General features: G+C 69.6%; 15 protein-coding genes. 7 read left to right on the top strand and 8 right to left on the bottom strand.

Annotated features, from left to right (window positions below):
* Positions 1–9 precede the first annotated feature (9 nt).
* Positions 10–669, top strand: coding sequence for a ceramidase domain-containing protein (locus BLP73_RS11610; protein ID WP_090744412.1), 660 nt, complete (start codon positions 10–12; stop codon positions 667–669).
* 15 nt (positions 670–684) lie between these two features.
* Here BLP73_RS11610 and glpK read toward each other — a convergent pair whose 3' ends face one another.
* The 8 genes from glpK to glpD all read right to left on the bottom strand — a co-directional run bounded on the left by glpK (position 685) and on the right by glpD (position 9,849).
* Positions 685–2,169, bottom strand: a complete 1,485-nt coding sequence (gene glpK, locus BLP73_RS11605) for a glycerol kinase GlpK (RefSeq protein WP_090744409.1) — start codon at positions 2,167–2,169, stop codon at positions 685–687.
* Between the two features lie 70 nt (positions 2,170–2,239).
* Positions 2,240–3,943 carry an ABC transporter substrate-binding protein gene (locus tag BLP73_RS11600; RefSeq protein WP_090744404.1) on the bottom strand — a complete coding sequence of 568 codons (1,704 nt, stop codon included), beginning with the start codon at positions 3,941–3,943 and terminating at the stop codon, positions 2,240–2,242.
* Positions 3,944–4,024: 81 nt separating this feature from the next.
* Positions 4,025–4,297, bottom strand: coding sequence for a DUF2160 domain-containing protein (locus tag BLP73_RS11595; RefSeq protein ID WP_090744401.1), 273 nt, complete (start codon positions 4,295–4,297; stop codon positions 4,025–4,027).
* A gap of 12 nt (positions 4,298–4,309) precedes the next feature.
* On the bottom strand, positions 4,310–5,173 hold the full coding sequence (locus tag BLP73_RS11590) for a carbohydrate ABC transporter permease (protein ID WP_090744398.1): 864 nt from the start codon (positions 5,171–5,173) through the stop codon (positions 4,310–4,312).
* 1 nt (position 5,174) lies between these two features.
* On the bottom strand, positions 5,175–6,044 hold the full coding sequence (locus tag BLP73_RS11585) for a carbohydrate ABC transporter permease (RefSeq protein WP_090744395.1): 870 nt from the start codon (positions 6,042–6,044) through the stop codon (positions 5,175–5,177).
* A gap of 21 nt (positions 6,045–6,065) precedes the next feature.
* Entirely contained in the window at positions 6,066–7,136 is a 1,071-nt protein-coding gene (locus BLP73_RS11580; protein WP_090744392.1) for an ABC transporter ATP-binding protein, read from the bottom strand.
* A gap of 9 nt (positions 7,137–7,145) precedes the next feature.
* Positions 7,146–8,228, bottom strand: a complete 1,083-nt coding sequence (locus tag BLP73_RS11575; RefSeq protein WP_090744390.1) for an ABC transporter ATP-binding protein — start codon at positions 8,226–8,228, stop codon at positions 7,146–7,148.
* Between the two features lie 28 nt (positions 8,229–8,256).
* A complete protein-coding gene (glpD, locus tag BLP73_RS11570) occupies positions 8,257–9,849 on the bottom strand; it encodes a glycerol-3-phosphate dehydrogenase (protein WP_090744388.1) in 1,593 nt (530 codons plus the stop codon).
* A 236-nt stretch (positions 9,850–10,085) separates the two neighbouring features.
* Here glpD and BLP73_RS11565 point away from each other — a divergent pair, with 236 nt between their 5' ends.
* The 6 genes from BLP73_RS11565 (at position 10,086) to BLP73_RS11545 (ending at position 19,992) form a co-directional block, all read left to right on the top strand.
* The gene (locus BLP73_RS11565; RefSeq protein WP_090744385.1) at positions 10,086–10,862 is read left to right on the top strand and encodes a DeoR/GlpR family DNA-binding transcription regulator; all 777 of its coding nucleotides are present in this window, start codon (positions 10,086–10,088) and stop codon (positions 10,860–10,862) included.
* A 202-nt stretch (positions 10,863–11,064) separates the two neighbouring features.
* On the top strand, positions 11,065–12,222 hold the full coding sequence (locus tag BLP73_RS11560; protein WP_090744382.1) for a glycosyltransferase: 1,158 nt from the start codon (positions 11,065–11,067) through the stop codon (positions 12,220–12,222).
* Positions 12,219–14,537, top strand: a complete 2,319-nt coding sequence (gene glf, locus BLP73_RS11555) for a UDP-galactopyranose mutase (RefSeq protein ID WP_217630677.1) — start codon at positions 12,219–12,221, stop codon at positions 14,535–14,537. The genes BLP73_RS11560 and glf overlap by 4 nt, the downstream gene beginning before the upstream one ends.
* A complete protein-coding gene (locus BLP73_RS11550) occupies positions 14,530–16,632 on the top strand; it encodes a glycosyltransferase (protein WP_217630676.1) in 2,103 nt (700 codons plus the stop codon). Before glf ends, BLP73_RS11550 begins: the two co-directional genes overlap by 8 nt.
* The gene (locus BLP73_RS19600) at positions 16,622–17,719 is read left to right on the top strand and encodes a zinc-dependent alcohol dehydrogenase (RefSeq protein ID WP_217630675.1); all 1,098 of its coding nucleotides are present in this window, start codon (positions 16,622–16,624) and stop codon (positions 17,717–17,719) included. Before BLP73_RS11550 ends, BLP73_RS19600 begins: the two co-directional genes overlap by 11 nt.
* Complete coding sequence (locus tag BLP73_RS11545; RefSeq protein ID WP_090744379.1) at positions 17,716–19,992, top strand: glycosyltransferase family 4 protein; 2,277 nt, start codon at positions 17,716–17,718, stop codon at positions 19,990–19,992. The genes BLP73_RS19600 and BLP73_RS11545 overlap by 4 nt, the downstream gene beginning before the upstream one ends.
* Positions 19,993–20,157 lie beyond the last annotated feature (165 nt).

Raw genomic sequence — 20,157 nt, 5'->3', positions numbered from 1 at the left:
AGATGCGGGATGGAATGGCTGGCGCCGGTGGATGCCTATTGCGAGCGGACGGGCCCCGACTACTGGTCCGAGCCGATCAACGCGCTGACCAACCTCGCCTTCATCATCGCGGCGCTGGTCATGGCGCGGCGCCTCGCGGGGCCGGGGATGGCGATGGGGCGGGCGCTGGCCGGCATCCTCTTCGTGATCGGCATCGGCTCGTGGCTGTTTCACACCCATGCCAACCGGCTGACCGGGCTCATGGACGTGCTGCCGATCCTCGCCTTCATCCTGCTCTACATCTTCGCCGCGACGCGCGACTTCTTCGGGTTGCGGACCGGATGGGCCTTGCTGGTGACCGCGGGCTTTTTCCCCTTTGCCGCCGCGTTGGTGCCGCTGTTCGGGCGCATTCCGGGGATCGGGTCGTCGGCGGGCTACGCGCCGGTGCCGCTGCTGATCCTGATCTACGCCGTCCTGCTGCGACGGCGCCTGCCCGAGACGGCCCGCGGGCTCGCCATCGGCGCGTCGATCCTGATCGCCTCGCTGACCTTCCGCACGCTGGACCAGCCGCTCTGCGACGCGCTGCCCTTCGGCACGCATTTCATGTGGCACATCCTAAACGCCGTGATGCTGGGCTGGATGATCGAGGTCTGGCGCCGCCACCGCCTGTCCCGCCCCTCGCCCGCCTGAGGACAGGCGGCCGCCTCAGGCGCCGTGATAGCGCATGGTCGCCTGCACGGCTTCCAGCCAGGCGGCGTAGCGGGCCTCGCGCGCGTCCGGCGCCAGGGTCGGGGTGAAGCTGCGGTCCAGCGCCCAGGCTTCCATGAAGCCCTCGGCATCGGGGTAGATCCCGCCCTCCTGCCCCGCGAGCCAGGCGGCACCGAGGGCGGTCGTCTCCAGCACCTTCGGCCGATCCACCTGCGCGCCCAGAAGGTCCGCGAGGAACTGCATCGTGTAGTCGGACGCACTCATGCCGCCATCAACGCGCAGCGCGGGCAGATCGCCCTGCCAGTCGGCGCGCATCGCCTCGATCAGGTCGCGGGTCTGGAAGCCGACGCTTTCCAGCGCGGCCTTGGCTAGCTCGGCGGGGCCCGAATTGCGGGTGAGGCCGAAGATCGCGCCGCGGCTGTCCGGGCTCCAGTAGGGGGCGCCGAGGCCGGTGAAGGCGGGCACAAAGATCACCTGCTGGTGCGGATCGGCGGCCTCGGCCAAGGGCTGCGTCTCGGCGGCGTTGCGGATGATCTTCAGCCCGTCGCGCAGCCATTGCACCACCGCGCCCGCGATGAAGATCGAGCCTTCCAGCGCGTAGGTCGGCTTGCCGTCCAGCTGGTAGGCGATGGTCGTCAGCAGCCGCCGGCTGGAGGTCACGGGCGTGTCCCCGGTGTTCAGCAGCGCGAAACAGCCCGTGCCATAGGTGGATTTCATCATGCCGGGCCGGAAGCAGGCCTGCCCCACGGTCGCCGCCTGCTGGTCGCCCGCGACGCCGCGGATCGGGACGGGCCGGCCGAAGAGGTCCGCGCGGGTCGTGCCGAAATCGCTCGCGCAGTCGCGCACCTCGGGCAGCATCGCCTGCGGGATGCCGAAGAGATCGCAGATCGTGCGGCTCCAGCGGCCCTTGTGGATGTCGTAGAGCATCGTGCGCGCGGCGTTGGTGGCGTCCGTCGCATGGACCTGCCCGCCCGTCAGGTTCCAGATCAGCCAGCTGTCCACCGTGCCGAAGGCCAGGTGACCGGCCTCGGCATCGGTGCGGGCGCCCTCGACATTGTCGAGGATCCACTTGAGCTTGGTGGCCGAGAAATAGGGGTCGATCAGCAGCCCGGTGCGGGCGGTGATCATGTCGCCATGCCCGGCCTCCTCCAGCTCGCGGCAGAAGGCGGCGGTGCGGCGATCCTGCCAGACGATGGCGTTGTGCACGGCCTCGCCCGTGCGGCGGTCCCAGACCACGACCGTCTCGCGCTGGTTGGTGATGCCGATCGCCTCGATCCGCGGGTTGCCGCATTTCTCGATCGCGGCGCGGCAGGTGGCGGCGGTGCTGGACCAGAGGTCCGCCGGGTCATGCTCGACCCAGCCCGAGCGCGGGAAGTGCTGCGGGAACTCCTCCTGCGCGCTGCCGCAGGGGCGCAGCTTTCCGTCGAAGATGATGGCGCGGGACGAGGTCGTGCCCTGGTCGATGGCGAGGATATGGGTCATGGCCGGTCCTTTGTCGTGCGGAGAGGGGCGCGGGCAATGCCGCGCCCCCCGTCAATGTGTCAGCCCAGGCTCATTCCTGCCAGCGCTGGATCAGCTCCTCGTAGGCGATGGTCACCGGCTCGGGCTTCTCGTTCTCCAGCTTCGGCGCGGGGGCGCCGGGCTGGTCCAGCCAGTACTGCGCGTCCTGCGGCTCGTTCAGGACCGGGCCCAGATCGCCCTGCACGCCGGAACGCTGCAACCGCTCCATCACCGCCTCCTGCTGCTCGCAGAGCGCGTCCAGCGCGGCTTGCGCGGTCTTGGCGCCCGACGAGGCGTCGCCGATGTTCTGCCACCACAGCTGCGCGAGGCGCGGGTAGTCCGGCACGTTGAGCCCCGTATCCGACCAGCGGGTGCGGTCGGGCGAGCGGTAGAACTCGACCAGCCCGCCGAGGTTCGGGGCACGCTCGGTGAAGCTTTCATGCCGGACCGAACTGTCGCGCACGAAGGTCAGGCCGACATGGCTCTTCTTCGTGTCCACGGTCTTCGAGACGATGAACTGCGCGTAGAGCCAGGCGGCCTGCGCCCGGTCGACCGGGGTGGACTGCATCAGCGTGGCCGCGCCGACGTCCTGATAGCCGACCTTCATGCCCTCTTCCCAGTAGGCGCCATAGGGCGAGGGAGCCATGCGCCATTTCGGCGTGCCGTCCTCGTTCATGACCGGCAGGCCTTCCTTGACCATGTCGGCGGTGAAGGCGGTGTACCAGAACATCTGCTGGGCGATGTTGCCCTGCGCCGGGACCGGGCCGGCCTCGCTGAACGTCATGCCGGCGGCGGCGGGCGGCGTGTAGTTCTGCAGCCAGTCGATGTATTTCTCGATGGCGTAGACGGCCGCCGGGCTGTTCGTCGCCCCGCCCCGCGCCATGCAGGAGCCGACCGGCTGGTAGTTGTCGTTCACCCGGATGCCCCATTCGTCAACGGGGAAGCCGTTCGGCTCGCCCTTGTCGGAGGCGCCGGCCATCGACAGCCAGGCATCGGTGAAGCGCCAGCCGAGGCTGGGGTCCTTCTTGCCGTAGTCCATGTTGCCGAAGACCTGCTGGCCGTCGATCTCGCGCCCGGTGAAGAACTTGGCGATGTCCTCATAGGCCGACCAGTTGACCGGGACGCCCAGCTCGTAGCCATATTCCTCCTGGAACTCGGCCATGATCTCGGGATCGGTGAACCAGTCGTGGCGGAACCAGTAGAGGTTGGCGAACTGCTGGACGGGCAGCTGATAGAGCTTGTCGTCCGGCCCGGTCGCCGAGGCGAGGCCGATGAAATCGTCCAGATCAAGGTCCGGGTTGGTGAAGTCCGCCCCCTCGCCCGCCATCCAGTCGGTCATGTTGCGGACCTGCTGGTAACGCCAATGGGTGCCGATCAGGTCCGCGTCGTTGATGTACATGTCATAGACGTTCTCGCCGGTCTGCATCTGGGTCTGCAGCTTCTCGACGACGTCGCCCTCGCCGATCAGGTCATGGGTGACCTGGATGCCGGTGATGGCGGTGAAGGCCGGCGCCAGGACGCGGGACTCATATTCGTGGGTGGTGATCGTTTCCGAGACCACGTTGATCGACATGCCGCGCAGAGGCTCGGCAGCGTCGATGAACCACTGCATCTCGGCCTCCTGCTCCTCGCGCGTGAGGACGGACTGATCGCCGATCTCGGCATCGAGGAACACGCGCGCGGCCTCGATGTCGGCAAAGGCGGGGCCGGACAGCGCCAGCATCACCCCGGTGGTGGACAGCAATCTCAAGTTCATGGTTTCCCTCCCTAGGAACCGTCTTGCGAGGTCACTCTCTGACGGCTTGCGGGTCCCTCGCACCCGCAGGCCCTTCCCGGTCTAGACCCACCGAAAGACGATGGCGGCCCAGACAAGGCAAACCAGAAGCGCCCAGGGCTGCGCCAGACCCACCAGGCCCAGCCAGGCCAGGTTGATGAAGGCAGAGCCCAGAAGCGTGATGAACAGCCGGTCGCCGCGCGTCGTCTCGATCCCCAGGACCCCGCGCCGGGGCGTCTCCGGGAAGCGGATCGCGAGGATCGTGAAGGTGATCAGCAGCAGCGCGATGACGGCGAAGAAGATCGCGGTCGGGGTGGTCCAGGCCATCCATGCCATGACGCGGCCTCCTCAGACGCGGCCGAGGGCAAAGCCCTTGGCGATGTAGTTGCGGACGAACCAGATCACCAGCGCGCCGGGGATGATGGTCAGCACCCCCGCCGCCGCCAGCACGCCCCAATCGACGCCCGAGGCGCCCTGCGTCCGGGTCATCGTCGCGGCAATCGGCTTGGCCGCGACCGAGGTCAGCGTGCGCGACAGAAGCAGCTCGACCCAGGAGAACATGAAGCAGAAGAAGGCGGCGACGCCGATGCCGCTGGCGATCAGCGGCATGAAGATGCGCGTGAAGAAGCGCCCGAAGCTGTAGCCGTCGATATAGGCGGTCTCGTCAATCTCTTTCGGGACGCCGCGCATGAAGCCCTCGAGAATCCACACGGCCAGCGGCACGTTGAAGAGGCAATGCGCCAGCGCCACGGCGATATGCGTGTCGAAAAGCCCGACCGAGGAGTAGAGCTGGAAGAAAGGCAGCGCGAAGACGGCGGGCGGCGCCATGCGGTTCGTCAGCAGCCAGAAGAACAGGTGCTTGTCGCCCATGAAGTGGTAGCGGCTGAATGCATAGGCGGCTGGCAGCGCCACCGCGACCGAGATCACCGTGTTCATGACCACGTAGATCAGGCTGTTGACGTAGCCCATGTACCAGCTGGGGTCGGTCAGGATGGTGACGTAGTTGCGGAAGGTCAGGTTCTGGGGCCAGAGGCTGAAGGTGCTCGTGATCTCGGTATTGGTCTTCAGGCTCATGTTGATGAGCCAGTAGATCGGCAGCATCAGGAACAGCAGGTAGAGGACCATCACGACGGCGCTTCCGTTGACGCGCGGGATGGCGCGGCTGCGGGTGCGGGTGGTGGCGGCGGCCGGATTGGTAGCGGTTGCGGTCATCTCAGCCTCCGCGTTTGTCGAGATTGGTCATCACCGTGTAGAAGACCCACGAGATCAGCAGGATGACCAGGAAATACATCAGCGAGAAGGCGGCGGCCGGGCCAAGGTCGAACTGGCCGAGCGCCATCTTCACCAGGTCGATCGACAGGAACGTGGTCGCGTTGCCGGGACCGCCTCCGGTGACGACGAAGGGCTCGGTATAGATCATGAAGCTGTCCATGAAGCGCAGCAGCACCGCGATCATCAGGACGCCCGCCATCTTGGGCAGCTCGATATAGCGGAACACCTTCCAGCGGCTCGCCTGGTCGATCCGTGCGGCCTGGTAATAGGCGTCGGGGATCGACTGCAGCCCGGCATAGGCAAGAAGCGCGACCAGCGAGGTCCAGTGCCAGACATCCATCACGATCACCGTGACCCAGGCATGGACCGGGTTCTGAGTGTAGTTGTAGCGGATGCCCATGCTGTCCAGCGTGTAGCCCAGCAGCCCGATGTCCACGCGGCCGAAGATCTGCCAGATCGTGCCGACGACGTTCCACGGGATCAGCAGCGGCAGGGACATCAGCACCAGAACGACGCTGGCCCAGACCCCGCGCTTGGGCATGTTCAGCGCCACGAAGACGCCAAGCGGGATCTCGATGGCCAGGATGGTGCCGGAGAAGACCAGCTGCCGGCCAAGCGCGTTCCACATTCTCTCAGAGGCCAGAAGATCCTCGAACCAGCCGAGGCCGTTCCAGAAGAAGACGTTGTTGCCGAACGTGTCTTGGAACGCGTAGTTGACCACCGTCATCAGCGGGATCACCGCCGAGAAGGCGACCAGCACCAGCACCGGCAGCACCAGAAACCAGGCCTTGTGGTTGACGGTCTTTTCCATGTCTCCCCCCTCCCCTGCCCCTCAGGCCGCGTCCACGCGCCAGTCGTCGGCGTAGATGTTGACCCGCGCCGGATCGAGGACGACGCGCGTCATCCCCGCCCCGATCACCTGATCCTCAGGCGCGATGATGTTGAGGTCGTGCCCCTCCAGCTCGGCCCTGACGATGCGGTGGCGTCCCACGTCCTCGATCCGGCGGATGGTGACGGACAGCCCTTCGGTCTCGGACAGGCGCAGATGCTCGGGGCGCACGCCCAGCTGCACCTTGCCCGACAAAGCCGGATAGAACGCGGCCAGCGGCGTCACGCCGCCTGGCACCCGCGCCTCGCGGCCCGATACCTCGGCCGGCAGCAGGTTCATGCCCGGCGAGCCGATGAAATAGCCAACGAAGGTATGCGCGGGGCGGTCGAACAGCTCCTCGGGGGTGCCGATCTGGACGACGCGGCCGTCATGCATCACCACGACCTTATCGGCGAAGGTCAGCGCCTCGGTCTGGTCATGGGTGACGTAGATCATCGTGTGGCCGAAGTCGTGGTGCAGCTTCTTCAGCTGGGTCCGCAGCTCCCATTTCATGTGCGGGTCGATCACGGTCAGCGGCTCGTCGAAGAGCAGCGCGTTCACGTCCTTGCGGACCATTCCGCGGCCAAGGCTGATCTTCTGCTTGGCATCCGCCGTCAGCCCGCGGGCCTTGCGGTCCAGCATGTGCTCCATCCCGATCATCGCGGCGATCTGGTTCACGCGCTCGGCGACATAGGCCTCGGGACGGCCGCGATTGCGCAGCGGGAAGGCGAGGTTGTCGCGCACGGTCATCGTGTCATAGACGACCGGGAACTGGAAGACCTGCGCGATGTTGCGCTCGGCCGTGGGGGCGGTGGTCACGTCCTGCCCGTCGAAGAGGATGCGCCCCTGCGAGGGGATCAGCAGCCCCGAGATGATGTTCAGCAGCGTCGACTTCCCGCAGCCCGAGGCGCCCAGCAGCGCATAGGCGGCGCCGTCCTGCCAGACGTGGTTCAGCTCCTTCAGCGCGAAATCCTCCGGACGCGCCGGCCGGGGCAGGTAGGAATGCGCCAGGTTCTCAAGCGTGATCTCGGCCATGGTGTCCCCTCACGCGGCGGCGGCATAGGCAGCGGGGGTGACCAGGCGGCCATCCTCGCCGAAGACATAGACGTGGCGCGGCTCCAGCCAGACGGTCAGCGGCCGGTCCAGCGGCAGATCGTGGATGCCGTGGATCAGGCCCACCCATCGCTCGCCCTGATGGTCGAGATGGATGAAGGTCTCTGACCCGGTTAGCTCGGTCACCGTCAGCCGGCCGTCGAAGCGCCACGCGTCGGGCGCCGGTTGACGCAGGCCCAGATGGTTCGCGCGGAACCCTGCGAGGTAGCGCCCGTCCGGCAGGCCGGCCAGGGGCCCGGCAGGCGCTCCGCCCGCGCCAAATCGGATCTGCCCGCCGGCCTTGGTGATGGGCAGGAAGTTCATCGGCGGGTCGCTGAAGACGCGGGCGGTCGTCGCATCCACCGGCTGGCGATAGACCTGCGGCGTCGGGCCGAACTGCGTCACCCGCCCCTCCCACAGCGTCGCGGTGTTGCCACCCAGCAGCAGCGCCTCCTCGGGTTCGGTCGTGGCATAGACGAAGATCGCGCCAGAGGCCTCGAAGATGCGCGGGATCTCGACCCGCAGCTCCTCGCGCAGCTTGTAGTCGAGGTTCGCGAGCGGCTCGTCCAGCAGCACGAGGCCAGCGCCCTTCACCAGCGCGCGGGCGAGCGCGCAGCGCTGCTGCTGGCCGCCCGACAGCTCCAGCGGCTTGCGCTGCAGCATCGGTGTCAGGCGCATCATGTCCGCGGTGGCGCGCACGCGCTTGTCGATGTCCGCCTTCGGCACGCGCGACAGGCGCAGGGGCGAGGCGATGTTCTCGTAAACCGTCATCGAGGGGTAGTTGACGAATTGCTGGTAGACCATCGCGACCCGCCGGTCCTGGACCCGCATGCCGGTCACGTCGCGCCCCTCCCAGAGGATGCGCCCCTCGGCCGGCCGGTCCAGCCCCGCCATCAGCCGCATCAGCGAGGTCTTGCCCGACAGGGTCGGCCCTAGAAGCACGTTCATCGTCCCGCGATCGAGGCTGAGGGTGGTGGGGTGGATATGCACCTCGCCTCCAACGAGCTTGCTGACCCCCTGCAGTTCCAGTGCCATGCCGTCCCCCTCCCAAGGGCGGTTGCCGCTATTCCGCGGCTTTCGTTCCGGCCTCGCGGGCCTGCATCCACGCGTCCAGTGCCGCGATCCGTGCCGGCTCCAGCCGCAGGCCCAGCTTGCTGCGCCGCCAGACGACATCCTCGGCGCGAACGGCGTATTCCCGGTCCATCAGCCAGACGACCTCGGCCTCCGTCAAGGTGGCGCCGAAATCGCGCCCCAGATCGGCCGCGGACTTCGCGCCCGCCAGGATACGGGCCGCCTCGGTGCCATAGGCCCGCACCAGCCGGCGCGCCCAAGGCTCGGTCAGGAAAGGATGCTCCGCGCGCAGCGACGCGACCAGCGCAGGCACCCCGTCCACCGGGAAATCGCCCCCCGGCAGCGGTGCGCCGGCGGTCCAGGGTCCGGAGCGGCCGGGCAGATGCGCCGCGATCTTCTCCAGCGCGTGCTCCGCGAGCCGGCGATAGGTTGTGATCTTGCCGCCGAAGACGTTCAGCACCGGCGCGCCATGGGCATCGACCTTCAGCGTGTAGTCCCGCGTCGCCGCCGTCGCACTTTGCGCGCCATCGTCGTAAAGCGGGCGGACGCCGGAATAGGACCAGACCACGTCCTCGGCCGTCAGCTGGCGGCGGAAGTATTGGTTGGCAAAGGACAGCAGGTAGTCGCGCTCCTCGGGCGTGCATTCGGGTTTTGCCGAGGGATCGTGATGTTCGGCGTCGGTGGTGCCGATCAGCGTGAACTCGCCCTCGTAGGGGATGGCGAAGATGATCCGCCCGTCGGTGCCCTGCAGGAAATAGGACTTGTCGTGGTTGTAAAGCCGGCGCGTCACGATATGGCTGCCGCGCACCAGCCGCACCCCCTCGGCCGAGTTGAGCCCGATCGTTCCGTGGATCACCTCGCCGACCCAGGGGCCGGCCGCGTTGACCAGCATCCGCGCGCGGTGGGTCTGCCGGCCCGAGGCGCCCTCGGTCGTGACCGTCCAGCCCTCGCCCTCGCGCCGGGCCGAGACGACCTTGGTGCGGGTCATGATCCGCGCGCCCCGCGCCTCGGCGTCGCGGGCGTTCAGGACGACCAGCCGCGAATCCTCGACCCAGCAGTCGGAATACTCGTAGGCGTGCTGGAACCGCTCCTGCAGCGGCGCGCCTTCCGGCGTGCCTGCCAGGTCCAGCGTGCGCGTGCCCGGAAGGATTTTCCGCCCGCCGAGGTTGTCGTAGAGGAACAGCCCGAGCCGGATCAGCCAGGACGGCCGCCGCCCGCGCATCCAGGGCATCGCAACGCCCAGCAGCTTCGAGGTCGGCGTCTCGCTGTCGAAGCGCATGTCCTTGTGGAACGGCAGCACGAAGCGCATCGGCCAGCTGATATGCGGCATGGCGCGCAGCAGCACCTCGCGCTCGACCAGGGCCTCGCGGACGAGGCGGAACTCGAAATATTCCAGATACCGCAGCCCGCCGTGAAAGAGCTTGGTCGAGCCGGACGAGGTCGCCTGCGCCAGATCGCCCATCTCGGCCAAGGCGACCGACAGCCCGCGACCGGCTGCATCGCGCGCGATGCCGCAGCCGTTGATGCCGCCGCCGATCACGAACAGATCGACCGTCCCGCCTGCGATGTCACCTGTCCCGGCCATCTTACATCCTGCTTGCTCGCGCCATTCTTGCCCGCATCGCGCAAAAAGGAAAGCGTTTTGTGTTCGTTTCATCGCGAAGCGCGTTTCGCCAGCAAGCAGCTGAGCCGGTTAAATATTCTCTAGATCGATCGCATGATTTTGCGCAACTTCGCCCAACAACGGCACGAAAACCGCGCACCAGCGAACATCTTGTGCCTTCGCGCCGCGCATGGCACATCATGGGAAAGGAGGCGCCGATGTCCCAGACCTTCCGCCAGCCCGAGATCCTCGACATCGCGCGCCGCGACGGCAAGGTCACGGTCGAGGGGCTGGCCGCGCATTTCGGCGTCACCTTGCAGACCATCCGGCGAGACCTGTCCGACCTGGCCGAGGCCGGCCGGCTCGAGCGGGTGCATGGCGGCGCGGTCCTGCCCTCGGGCGTCGCAAATATCGGCTACGAGGAGCGGCGCGCGCTGAACCAGGGTGCCAAGACCGCCATCGCCCGCGCCTGCGCCGCCGAGGTACCCGACAGCATCTCGCTGTTCCTCGGCATCGGCACCAGCACCGAGGCCGTGGCGCGCGAGCTTCTGGGCCATCGCAGCCTGCTGGTCGTCACCAACAACATGAACGTGGCCAACATTCTGGCGGCCAATCCCGATTGCGACGTGATCGTCACCGGCGGCAGCCTGCGCCGGTCCGATGGCGGGCTGGTCGGGCCGCTGGCGATGGGCACGATCCGGCAGTTCAAGTTCGACCTGGCGGTGATCGGCTGCTCGGGTCTCGACCGCGACGGCGACCTTCTGGACTACGACATCCAAGAGGTCGGGGTCAGCCAGACCATCCTGCGGCAGGCGCGGCGCACCTTCCTCGTCGCGGATCACTCGAAGCTGTCGCGCGGCGCGCCCGCCCGGATCGCCTCGCTGGCCGATCTGGAATGCCTGTTCACCGACCGGCCCCTGCCCGAGATCCTCGTCCGGGCGTGCAAGAGCTGGCAGACCCGCGTCGTCGTCGCGCCGCAGCCCTCGGCCGACTAGCCGCAGCTTGGCGTCGTTCGGGCAGCGCCACCGGAGCCTACAGGCGGTCATCGGCGGTTCTTGGCCCAATATGCGCGCACTTAACTTTTCGCAAAGCAACTTCTTCAGCCTGTGCCGCATTGATCGACCGCAGCGGCGCCGCGCGTGACGGATACGATGCGATCATATGGCGCGATGCGCCCAACCCGGGCGGTCCCAGTCCATGTCTTCTCGTCGTCTCGTTGCCATCTCCGACCACTGCACCCACGTCCCGCCCCTGCCCATCACCCAGCCTGCGGGACAGCCCCGCAGCGCCCTGCCTGTCGCGCCGCCGCGCGGCGAGGTCAGGGTGACGGGCGGCTATCTGGAGCGGCTGCCGCTGGCCGCCGTAGCCGCCGGGCTGGTCGATCAGGCCGAGATCTGGTCCTTCGCGGGCCGCTGCGGCGAATCCGATGCCAGCCTCGGGCTGCCGGCCGGCCGCCCCGATCCGGACCGGCCGGGCCTGACCCGCCGCCTCTTCCGCGCTGCCCCGCACGAGGCGCCCTACGGCTCGGCCGAGGCCGTGGCGCATCTGCGCCAGAACGGCGCGCCCGAGATCCTCTGTGCATGGGGGCTCGGCGTCGGGCACGACATCCTGGACGCGGCCGCCGGGGCGGTCACGATCTACAACTCGATCGACGCGCCGGCGCTGCGCCTGCCGGACGACGTGGCCCGGCGGTTCGACCTGTTCCTGACCGGCGCGCCCTGGCAGTCGGCCGAGATCGAGGCGCGCATCCCCGGCGCGCGGACTTGCGTGCTGCCGATCGGGCCGAACTTCGCCGCGGACCTGACCTTCTTTCCCACCGGGGCGCCGAAGGACCGCGATGTCGTCTATGTCGCCTGCGCGCAGCCCTACAAGCGCCACGACATCCTCTTTGACGCGATGGAGCGGCGGCCGGGCACGACGGCGCTGCTGGTTGTCGGCTACGGCGATGACGACCTGCGGGCCGAGGCCGAGCGGCGCGGCCTCGATGTCGAGATCGTCGGCCCGCCCGGCGTCAGCCATGACGAGGTGAACCGCCTCATGAACCGCGCCCGCGTCGGCGTGGTCTGCGGCCAGCATGACGGCGCGCCGGCGATCCTGACCGAATACCAGCTGGCCGGCCTGCCGGTGCTGGCCAACGCGCAGCTGACCTGCGGTCTCCAGCATGTCCCGCCCGAGGCCGGCGCCATCGCCGCGCCCGGCGCCGACTTCGCGGCCGCGCTGGACCGGCTGCTGGCCGACCCGCCCCCCGACCCGCGCCCCGCCGCCATCGCCCGATGGGGCTGGCGCGCCAGCATCGCCCGCCTCGCCGCCGAGATCGCGGCTGTCCGCAACGCACGCCTGAAGGAGGCCGGATGACCCCCCGCGACGATTTTCACCTCGACCCGGCCGCCGGCCCCGCCATGGCCCTCCCGGTCCCGCCCGCTCTGATCTGCCTGTCGCATCTGCGGTGGGATTTCGTCACGCAGCGCCCCCAGCACCTGATGCAGCGCTTCGCGCGCCACCGCCGCGTCCTCTTCTGGGAAGAGGCGATCCCGACGCATCACCACCTTCCCTACCTGGAGTTCCACGCCTTCGAGGGCACGACCGTGCAGGCCATCCGCCCGCGCGTGCCCGACCGCTGGTCGCCCGAGGATCAGGAGGCCGCGCTGACCCGGCTGTTCGACCAGATGCTGGTCCTCACGGGCATCGCCAAGCCGGTGCTGTGGCTCTACACGCCGATGATGTGGCCGGTGGTGCAGCATGTGGACGCCGGCGCGGTCGTCTTCGACTGCATGGACGAGCTGTCGGCCTTCGACTTCGCCCCGCCCGCGCTGCTGCGCCACGAGGCCGCGCTGATGGAGGCGGCCGATCTGGTCACCACCGGCGGCTGGTCCCTGTGGGAGGCGAAGAAGTCGCGCCACGCCAACATCCACGCCTTCCCGTCCTCGGTGGACAAGGCCCATTTCGCCGCCGCCCGCGCCCGCCTGCCCGAGCCGGCGGACCAGGCCAGCCTGCCCGGCCCGCGGCTCGGCTTTTACGGCGTCATCGACGAGCGGCTGGACCTTCCCCTCATCAAGGCGCTGGCCGCGGCGCGGCCCGACTGGTCCATCGTGATGATCGGCCCGGTCGTGAAGATCGACCCGGCCAGCCTGCCGCAGGCGCCGAACCTGCACTGGCTGGGGCCTAAGGGCTACGGCGAGCTGCCGGCCTATCTGGCAGGCTGGGACGTCGCCTTGATGCCCTTCGCGATCAACGAGGCGACGCGCTTCATCTCGCCCACCAAGACGCCCGAGTTCCTGGCGGCGGGCTGCCCCGTCGTCTCGACACCGATCCGCGACGTGGTGCGCCAGTATGGCGAGCTGCAGGCGGTCCAGATCGCCGCGGACCCGGCAAGCTTCGTTGCCGCCTGCGAGGTGGCGCTGACGCAGGGCAAGGGCGCCACGACGGGGCGCGCCGAGGCTGACGCCATCATCGCGCAGCAGAGCTGGGAGCAGACGCATCGCCGCATGTCCGGGCTTCTGGAACAGGCCGTCGCCCGCCGCGCCGGCCGGCGGCCGCCAGGCTTCCGCGCCCGCCGCCCCCGGCCCGATGTGACCGTCTGCGGCGCAGGCTTCGCCGGCGCGGTGATGGCGCGGCAACTGGCCGAGCAGTCGGGCCAGCGCGTGCTGGTCGTCGACCGCCGCCCGCATATCGGCGGCAACGCCTTTGACGAGCTGAACGCCGACGGCCTGCTGATCCACCGCTACGGCCCCCACATCTTCCACACCAACGCACCCGAGGTCGTGGACTTCCTGTCGCGCTTCACCGAGTGGCGCCCCTACGAGCATCGCGTGCTGGCCGATCTGGACGGGCGCCGCGTGCCGCTGCCGATCAACCGCACGACGCTGAACCTGCTCTATGACGCGGGCCTTGCCACCGAGGCCGAGGCCGAGGCCTTCCTCGCCGCCCGCGCCGAGCCGGTGGCCGAGATCCGCAGCTCGCGCGATGTTGTCGTCTCGGCCGTGGGGGAAGAACTCTACCGGCTGTTCTTCGAGGGCTACACCCGCAAGCAGTGGGGGCTCGACCCCTCGCAGCTGGACAAGGCGGTGACGGCGCGGGTGCCGACGCGGCTGAACACGGACGATCGCTACTTCACCGACCGCTTCCAGGCGATGCCGCGCGACGGCTACACCGCAATGTTCGCGCGGATGCTGGACCACCCGCTGATCGAGGTCCGCACCGGCACCGACTTCCACGATCTGGGGCCGGACGACCGGGGCGAGATGACGGTCTATACCGGCCCGATCGACGCCTATTTCGGCCACCGCTTCGGCGCCCTGCCCTATCGCAGCCTGACCTTCGCGCACCAGACCCTGCCGCAGCGGCAGTTCCAGCCGGTCGGCGTCGTGAACTATCCCGCCCCGGACGTGCCCTTTACCCGGATCACCGAATACAAGCACCTGACCGGGCAGGAGCACCCGATGACCGCCCTCACCTACGAATACCCGGCGGACGAGGGCGATCCCTACTACCCGATCCCGCGCCCCGAGAACCAGGCGCTGTTCCGCCGCTACCTGGCCTTGGCGGATGCCGAGAAGGGGGTCGTCTTCACCGGCCGCTTGGGCAGCTACCGCTACTACAACATGGACCAGGTCGTCGCGCAGGCCTTGGCGCTGCATCGCCGCCTGATGCAGGTCGGTGCGGATGCCTGAACGCCTGCTGCTGGTCACCGACAGCCCCGAGCCGTCCGGCGTCGGCGTGCACATGGTGACGCTGGCCCGCGCGCTGGCGGACGATGGGATGCATGCCGAGACGATGTGGCCCGACCACGCGGCGGGCCGCGCGCTGGCGGCGCAGGTGGTGGATGGCGGCGGCCTGGCGCATCTGGTCCCCGAGGCCGGAATTGCGGACGCGGTGGCGGCGTGGTGCCGGCAGGGACCGGCGATCGTCCATGTCCATGCCGGCATCGGATGGGAGGGACAGGGCCTGACCGCAGCCGCCCATGCGGCCCGCGCGACGGTGCTGCGGACCGAGCATTTGCCCTGGCTGCTGACCGATCCCGCGCAGATCGCGGACTATCACGCCGCGCTCGCCTCGGTGCATGGCGTCATCGCCGTCTCGGCCGCGGCCGGGGCGGGCTGGCAGGATGCCATCGACGGGCGCGCCGTCCTGCACGTCGTGCCGAACGGCCTGTCTCCCGTCCGCGCAACCGAGGCGCATCGCAGCGAGGACAGCATCCTCTGCGTCGGCCGCCTGACGCCGCAGAAGGGCCAGCGCGTGCTGCTGGGCGCGCTCGCCCGCCTGCGCCGCGACGGCCTTTCCCTCCGCGCCCAGCTGGTCGGCGACGGACCCTGCCACGCGATGCTGGCCCGCGGCATCCGCAGGCTGGGGCTTCAGGACCATGTCGCCCTGCTGGGCACCCGTTCGGACGTGCCGGACCTCATGGCCTCGGCCGCGATGCTCGCCCTGCCCTCGCGCTTTGAGGGGCTGCCGCTGGTCGTGCTGGAGGCCATGGCCGCCGGCCTGCCCGTCGTCGCCAGCCGCGTCGGCGGCACGCTGGACGCGCTTGGCGAGGATCATCCCTGGCTGCACGCCCCCGGCAGCAGCCGCGCGCTTGCCGCGATGATCGCGGATGCGCTTGGCGATCCGGCCCGCCGGGCGCGGGTCGCGGCCGCCCAGAAGACCCGCTTTCAGAACCGCTTCACTGCCGCGCTGATGGCCGATGCCACCCGCGCCGCCTACCGCGCCGCCCGCGCCCTCAAGGACAGAATGCATATGGACCGTGTGAGACTAGGCTTCATCGGGGCGGGCGGCATCGCCCATCGCCATTTCGGCGTGCTGGAGACCATGCCGGATGTCGACGTGGTGGCGATCTGCGACACCGACCTCGGCCGCGCCGAGGACGCCGCCCGCCGCATGGGCGCCACCGCCCATCCGGACCACGAGGCGATGCTGGCGGCGCATGACCTCGATGCCGTCTTCATCTGCGTGCCGCCCTTCGCCCATGGCGCGCCCGAGCGCGCCTGCCTCGCGCGCGGCCTGCCCTTCTTCGTCGAAAAGCCCATCACGCTGGATGTGGAACTCGCGCGCGAGATCGCGGCCGAGGTCGCCGAGGCCGGTCTGATCACCGGCGTCGGCTACCATTGGCGTTATCTCGACACGATGGACGAGGCGCGGGCGCATCTGGCGACGAACCCCGCCCATCTGATGCAGGGCTTCTGGATCGACCAGACCCCGCCGCCGGAATGGTGGTGGCGCGCGGACCGCTCGGGCGGTCAGGTGGTCGAGCAGGCGACGCATATCATCGACGCCGCCCGCTTCCTCGCCGGCGACGTGACCGAGGTCTTCGGCCTTGCCGCGCATCGCGAGCGCGGGGACTTTCCGGGCCTGACCGTGCCGACGGCCACGGCGGCGACCTTGCGCTTCGCCTCGGGGGCGGTGGCGAACCTCGCCTCGACTTGCCTTCTGCGCTGGAACCACCGCGTGGGCCTGCATGTCTTCAGCGACGCGATGGCGCTGGAGATCACGGACCACGACCTGATGGTCGATGTCGGCCGCGGCCGCCCGGTGCGGCGGGCCGAGGGCGATCCCGTCTGGCGGCAGGACCGCGACTTCCTCGAGGCCGTGATGGGCCGCGAGAACCGCATCCGCTGCGACTACGCCGAGGCGCTTCTGACCCACGAGGTCGCGCTCGCCGTCAGCCGCTCGGCCGAAACCGGCGCCCTTCAACGGATGGAGGGGCTGCGGGCTGACCCGCAGCCCATCTTTTGTGAAACCGCTGCGCCGGGCGCCGGTCATGCCGCATGAGCACCGCCACATCCGCTCTCTGGCGATCCTTGAACAGGGTCGGGCGGGGTTCTTCGGCTATGACGAAGGACCCGCGGGCGACGGTCAGTTGCGGCTGGAGCTGATGTTCACCGGCCTCTCGGCCGGCACCGAGCTGACCTTCCTCAAGGGCACGAACCCCTACCTGCACAGCCGGTGGGACGATTTCGCCGGCCGCTTCCTGCCGGGCGAGCCCTCGGCCCGCTACCCGGTCAACTTCCTCGGCTACATGGAGAGCGCCCGCATCATCGACGCCCGCGCGCCGGGCTGGCAGGCGGGGCAGGTCGTCGGCACCGCCTTCGGCCACAAGACCGGCCACACGGCCGATCCCGCCCGCGACCTGCTGGTGCCGCTGCCCGACGGGCTGGACCCGATGCTGGGCATCTTCGTCGGCCAGATGGGACCGATCGCCGCGAACGGCATCCTGCATGCCGATGCCGAGGCCTTTGGCGGCGCGGTGCCGCATCTGGGCGCCAGCCTTGATGGGCGCCCGGCGCTGGTCTGGGGCGGCGGCACGGTGGGCCTCTTCTGCGCGCTGTTCGCCCAGGCCGCGGGCGCGTCCGAGGTGGTGGTGGTCGATCCCTCGCCCTTCCGGCAGGAGATCATCCGCAAGCTGGGGATGATCCCGATGGACGAGGATCAGGCCGTCGCACATGCCAAGTCCGCCTGGCACGACCGCTTCGGCGGGCGGGGCGCCGAGGTCGTCTTCCAGACCCGGGCCCGCGGCGACAGCCTCAACCGCGCGCTGGCGGCGCTGCGCCCGCAGGGGACGGTCATCGACCTCGCCTTCTACCAGGGCGGGTTGCCCGAGCTGCGCCTCGGCGAGGAGTTCCACCACAACGGCCTGCGCCTCGTCTGCGCGCAGATCAACAGGATGCCGCGTCGGCTGGCGGCGGACTGGAACCAGCGCCGCCTCGCGCTGGAGACGGTGCGGCTTCTGGAACGCGCCGGCCCCGCCATCCGGCAGCACATGATCACCCATGTCGTGCCCTATGACGAGGGGCCGGCCTTCCTGGAACGTCTGGTCGCCGAACGGCCCGACTTCCTGCAAGTGGTCTTCGTGGCATGACGGCGGACGGCTCGAACGCGTCCGAGATCTGGGGCGAGGCGCCGCCCGATGGCCTGCCGGTCCCGCATCCCGACGCGGGCAAGATCCGCATCCTCTTCGTCCTCGCCTGGCTGGTCGTCGGCGGAGAGGAAACCGAGCTGCGGCTGCTCGCGCGGACCCTGCCGCGCGACCGCTACCGCATCGACGTGATCCCCTGCTTCCGCAAGGAGGGGATGCCCGAGCAGACCGAGCAGCAGCTGCGCGCGCTCGGCATCCATGTCGACACGACGCCCTACGCGCTCAGCTTCGAGGACACGGTGGACTACCTCCGCCGCAAGATCTGCGGCGCCGATGTGGTGGTCAGCTGCCAGAACGTCGCCGACATCTATCCCGCGCTCGAGCAGCTGGCCGTCCGGCCGCCGCTGATCGAGCATGGCGGCCTCGTCAGCGAGGCGCTGGCCGGGCCGAAGCACTTCACCACCCGCTATGTCGGCGTCTGCGACAGCATCCGCGCGGCGGCGGCCGGCAAGATGCTTGAGCGCCCGCAGCACGCGCGCGAGATCCCCTCGATGGTGGACCTCACCGAGTTCGACCCGTCCCGCCGCGCCCCCATGCGCGCGGCGCTCGGCGTCGGCGGGGACGAGCTGCTGATTGGGTGGGTCGGCCGGCTCGACCGCAAGAAGCGGGTCGAGGACTTCATCGCCGCCGCCCTCCGCATCGCCCCCGACCACCCGCAGGCGCGCTTCGTCATCGTCGGCGGGCCGGATGCCTTCATGCCGGACTACGCGGCCGAGTTGCGGGCGCTGGCCGCCCCCCTTGGCGCGCGGATCATCTGGACGGGCGACCGCCCTGACGTGCCCGACCTTCTGGCCGCGATGGACGTCTTCTGCTGGCTCAGCCGCGGCGAGGGGATGCCCCATGTCATCGCCGAGGCCGGCGCCGCCGCCCTGCCCGTCATCGCGACGCCCGACAACGGCGCGCTCCAGCAGATCGAGGACGGCGCCAGCGGCCTCTTCGTGCCGCACGAGGACCCGGCCGCGCTGGCCGATGCCCTGCGCCGGCTGCTCGGTGACGCGCCGCTGCGCCGCCGCCTCGGGCAGGCGCTTCAGGCCCATGTCCGCGCCACCTATGCGGCCGAGGTCGTGGTGCCCCAGTGGCAGGCGCTGATCGACGAGGTGCTGGCCGAGCGCCCGGCCGCCCCCGCGCCCAGCCTCTTTGCCAGCTTCATCCACGGGGGGTGGGAATCCTCGACCCATCGCCGGCGGGACGGGCGTCGGCTGGACGTGATCGCGGCCATCGGCCATGACCGGCACGCGGCGCAGGATTTCCGGCAGCTTCAGGCGCTCGGGATCAGAACCTGCCGCGACGCGCTGCGCTGGCCGCTGATCGACAGCGGCGGCGCGCTGGACCTGGCCTCCTGGACCCCGATGCTGGAGGCCGCGCGCGAGACGGGCACGCAGGTCATCTGGGACCTTCTGCATTACGGCTGGCCGGACGATCTGGACGTCTTCTCGCCCGGCTTCGTCACCCGCTTCGCCGCCCTCGCCCGCGCCGCCGCCAGCCATCACCGAGCGGTCACGGACGCCGTCCCCTTCTGGTGCCCCGTCAACGAGATCAGCTTCCTCTCCTGGGCCGGGGGCGATGCGCGCTATCTCAACCCCTTCGCCGCCGGCCGCGGCTTCGAGCTGAAGGTCCAGCTGGCCCGTGCCTATCTGGCCGCGCAGGCCGAGCTGCGCGCCATCGACCCGCGCGCCCGCTTCATCACCGCCGAGCCGCTGATCGCCGTGCAGCACGCCCCCTGGACCGGCCGCCCGCTGCACGAGGCGCATGGCTGGCACGACGCGCAGTTCCAAGCCTTCGACCTGATCTCGGGACGCATCTGGCCGCAGATCGGCGGGACCGAGGACGCGCTGGATGTGGTGGGCGTCAACTACTACTGGAACAACCAGTGGATCCACGGCGGCCTGCCCATCGACGTGGACGACGCCGCCCATCGCCCGCTTGCGGACCTTCTGGTCGAGGTCGCGGCGCGCTACGACCGCCCCATGATGCTGGCCGAGACCGGCACCGAGGGCGCCCGCCGCGCGCCGTGGTTCGCCCATGTCATGTCCGAGACCGCCCGCGCCCGCGCCCGAGGCGCGCGGATCGAGGCCGTCTGCCTCTATCCCGTGGCCAACCATCCGGGCTGGGACGACGACCGCATGTGCCCGAACGGCCTTCTGGGCGCCGACCCGGCCGGCGGGCGACGGGACGAACACGCCCCGCTCGCCCGGCTGATCCGGCAGGCGCGCTGAGGCCCATGCACCACGCCGGCCACGGCGCGCCTCAGAGGTTGACATCATGCGCCGTAGCCACAACCCTGTCGGGAAAAACCGAGACCCTTAGGCGGTTGAACCGGTTGAGGAAGAAGGAGAAGGTCACACGGCGCGGCGCAGGCGGTGCGGCGCGCGGGTATTGTG

This window comes from Paracoccus tibetensis (assembly GCF_900102505.1).
Lineage (GTDB): Bacteria > Pseudomonadota > Alphaproteobacteria > Rhodobacterales > Rhodobacteraceae > Paracoccus > Paracoccus tibetensis.
This window is presented reverse-complemented; position numbering and strand designations above follow the sequence as displayed.

Excerpts from the sequence above, each read along its gene's own strand:
- BLP73_RS11610 (WP_090744412.1), top strand. The coding sequence starts at position 10 with ATGGAATGGCTGGCGCCGGTGGATGCCTATTGCGAGCGGACGGGCCCC.
- glpK (WP_090744409.1), bottom strand. The coding sequence starts at position 2,169 with ATGACCCATATCCTCGCCATCGACCAGGGCACGACCTCGTCCCGCGCC.
- BLP73_RS11600 (WP_090744404.1), bottom strand. The coding sequence starts at position 3,943 with ATGAACTTGAGATTGCTGTCCACCACCGGGGTGATGCTGGCGCTGTCC.
- BLP73_RS11595 (WP_090744401.1), bottom strand. The coding sequence starts at position 4,297 with ATGGCATGGATGGCCTGGACCACCCCGACCGCGATCTTCTTCGCCGTC.
- BLP73_RS11590 (WP_090744398.1), bottom strand. The coding sequence starts at position 5,173 with ATGACCGCAACCGCTACCAATCCGGCCGCCGCCACCACCCGCACCCGC.
- BLP73_RS11585 (WP_090744395.1), bottom strand. The coding sequence starts at position 6,044 with ATGGAAAAGACCGTCAACCACAAGGCCTGGTTTCTGGTGCTGCCGGTG.
- BLP73_RS11580 (WP_090744392.1), bottom strand. The coding sequence starts at position 7,136 with ATGGCCGAGATCACGCTTGAGAACCTGGCGCATTCCTACCTGCCCCGG.
- BLP73_RS11575 (WP_090744390.1), bottom strand. The coding sequence starts at position 8,228 with ATGGCACTGGAACTGCAGGGGGTCAGCAAGCTCGTTGGAGGCGAGGTG.
- glpD (WP_090744388.1), bottom strand. The coding sequence starts at position 9,849 with ATGGCCGGGACAGGTGACATCGCAGGCGGGACGGTCGATCTGTTCGTG.
- BLP73_RS11565 (WP_090744385.1), top strand. The coding sequence starts at position 10,086 with ATGTCCCAGACCTTCCGCCAGCCCGAGATCCTCGACATCGCGCGCCGC.
- BLP73_RS11560 (WP_090744382.1), top strand. The coding sequence starts at position 11,065 with ATGTCTTCTCGTCGTCTCGTTGCCATCTCCGACCACTGCACCCACGTC.
- glf (WP_217630677.1), top strand. The coding sequence starts at position 12,219 with ATGACCCCCCGCGACGATTTTCACCTCGACCCGGCCGCCGGCCCCGCC.
- BLP73_RS11550 (WP_217630676.1), top strand. The coding sequence starts at position 14,530 with ATGCCTGAACGCCTGCTGCTGGTCACCGACAGCCCCGAGCCGTCCGGC.
- BLP73_RS19600 (WP_217630675.1), top strand. The coding sequence starts at position 16,622 with ATGCCGCATGAGCACCGCCACATCCGCTCTCTGGCGATCCTTGAACAG.
- BLP73_RS11545 (WP_090744379.1), top strand. The coding sequence starts at position 17,716 with ATGACGGCGGACGGCTCGAACGCGTCCGAGATCTGGGGCGAGGCGCCG.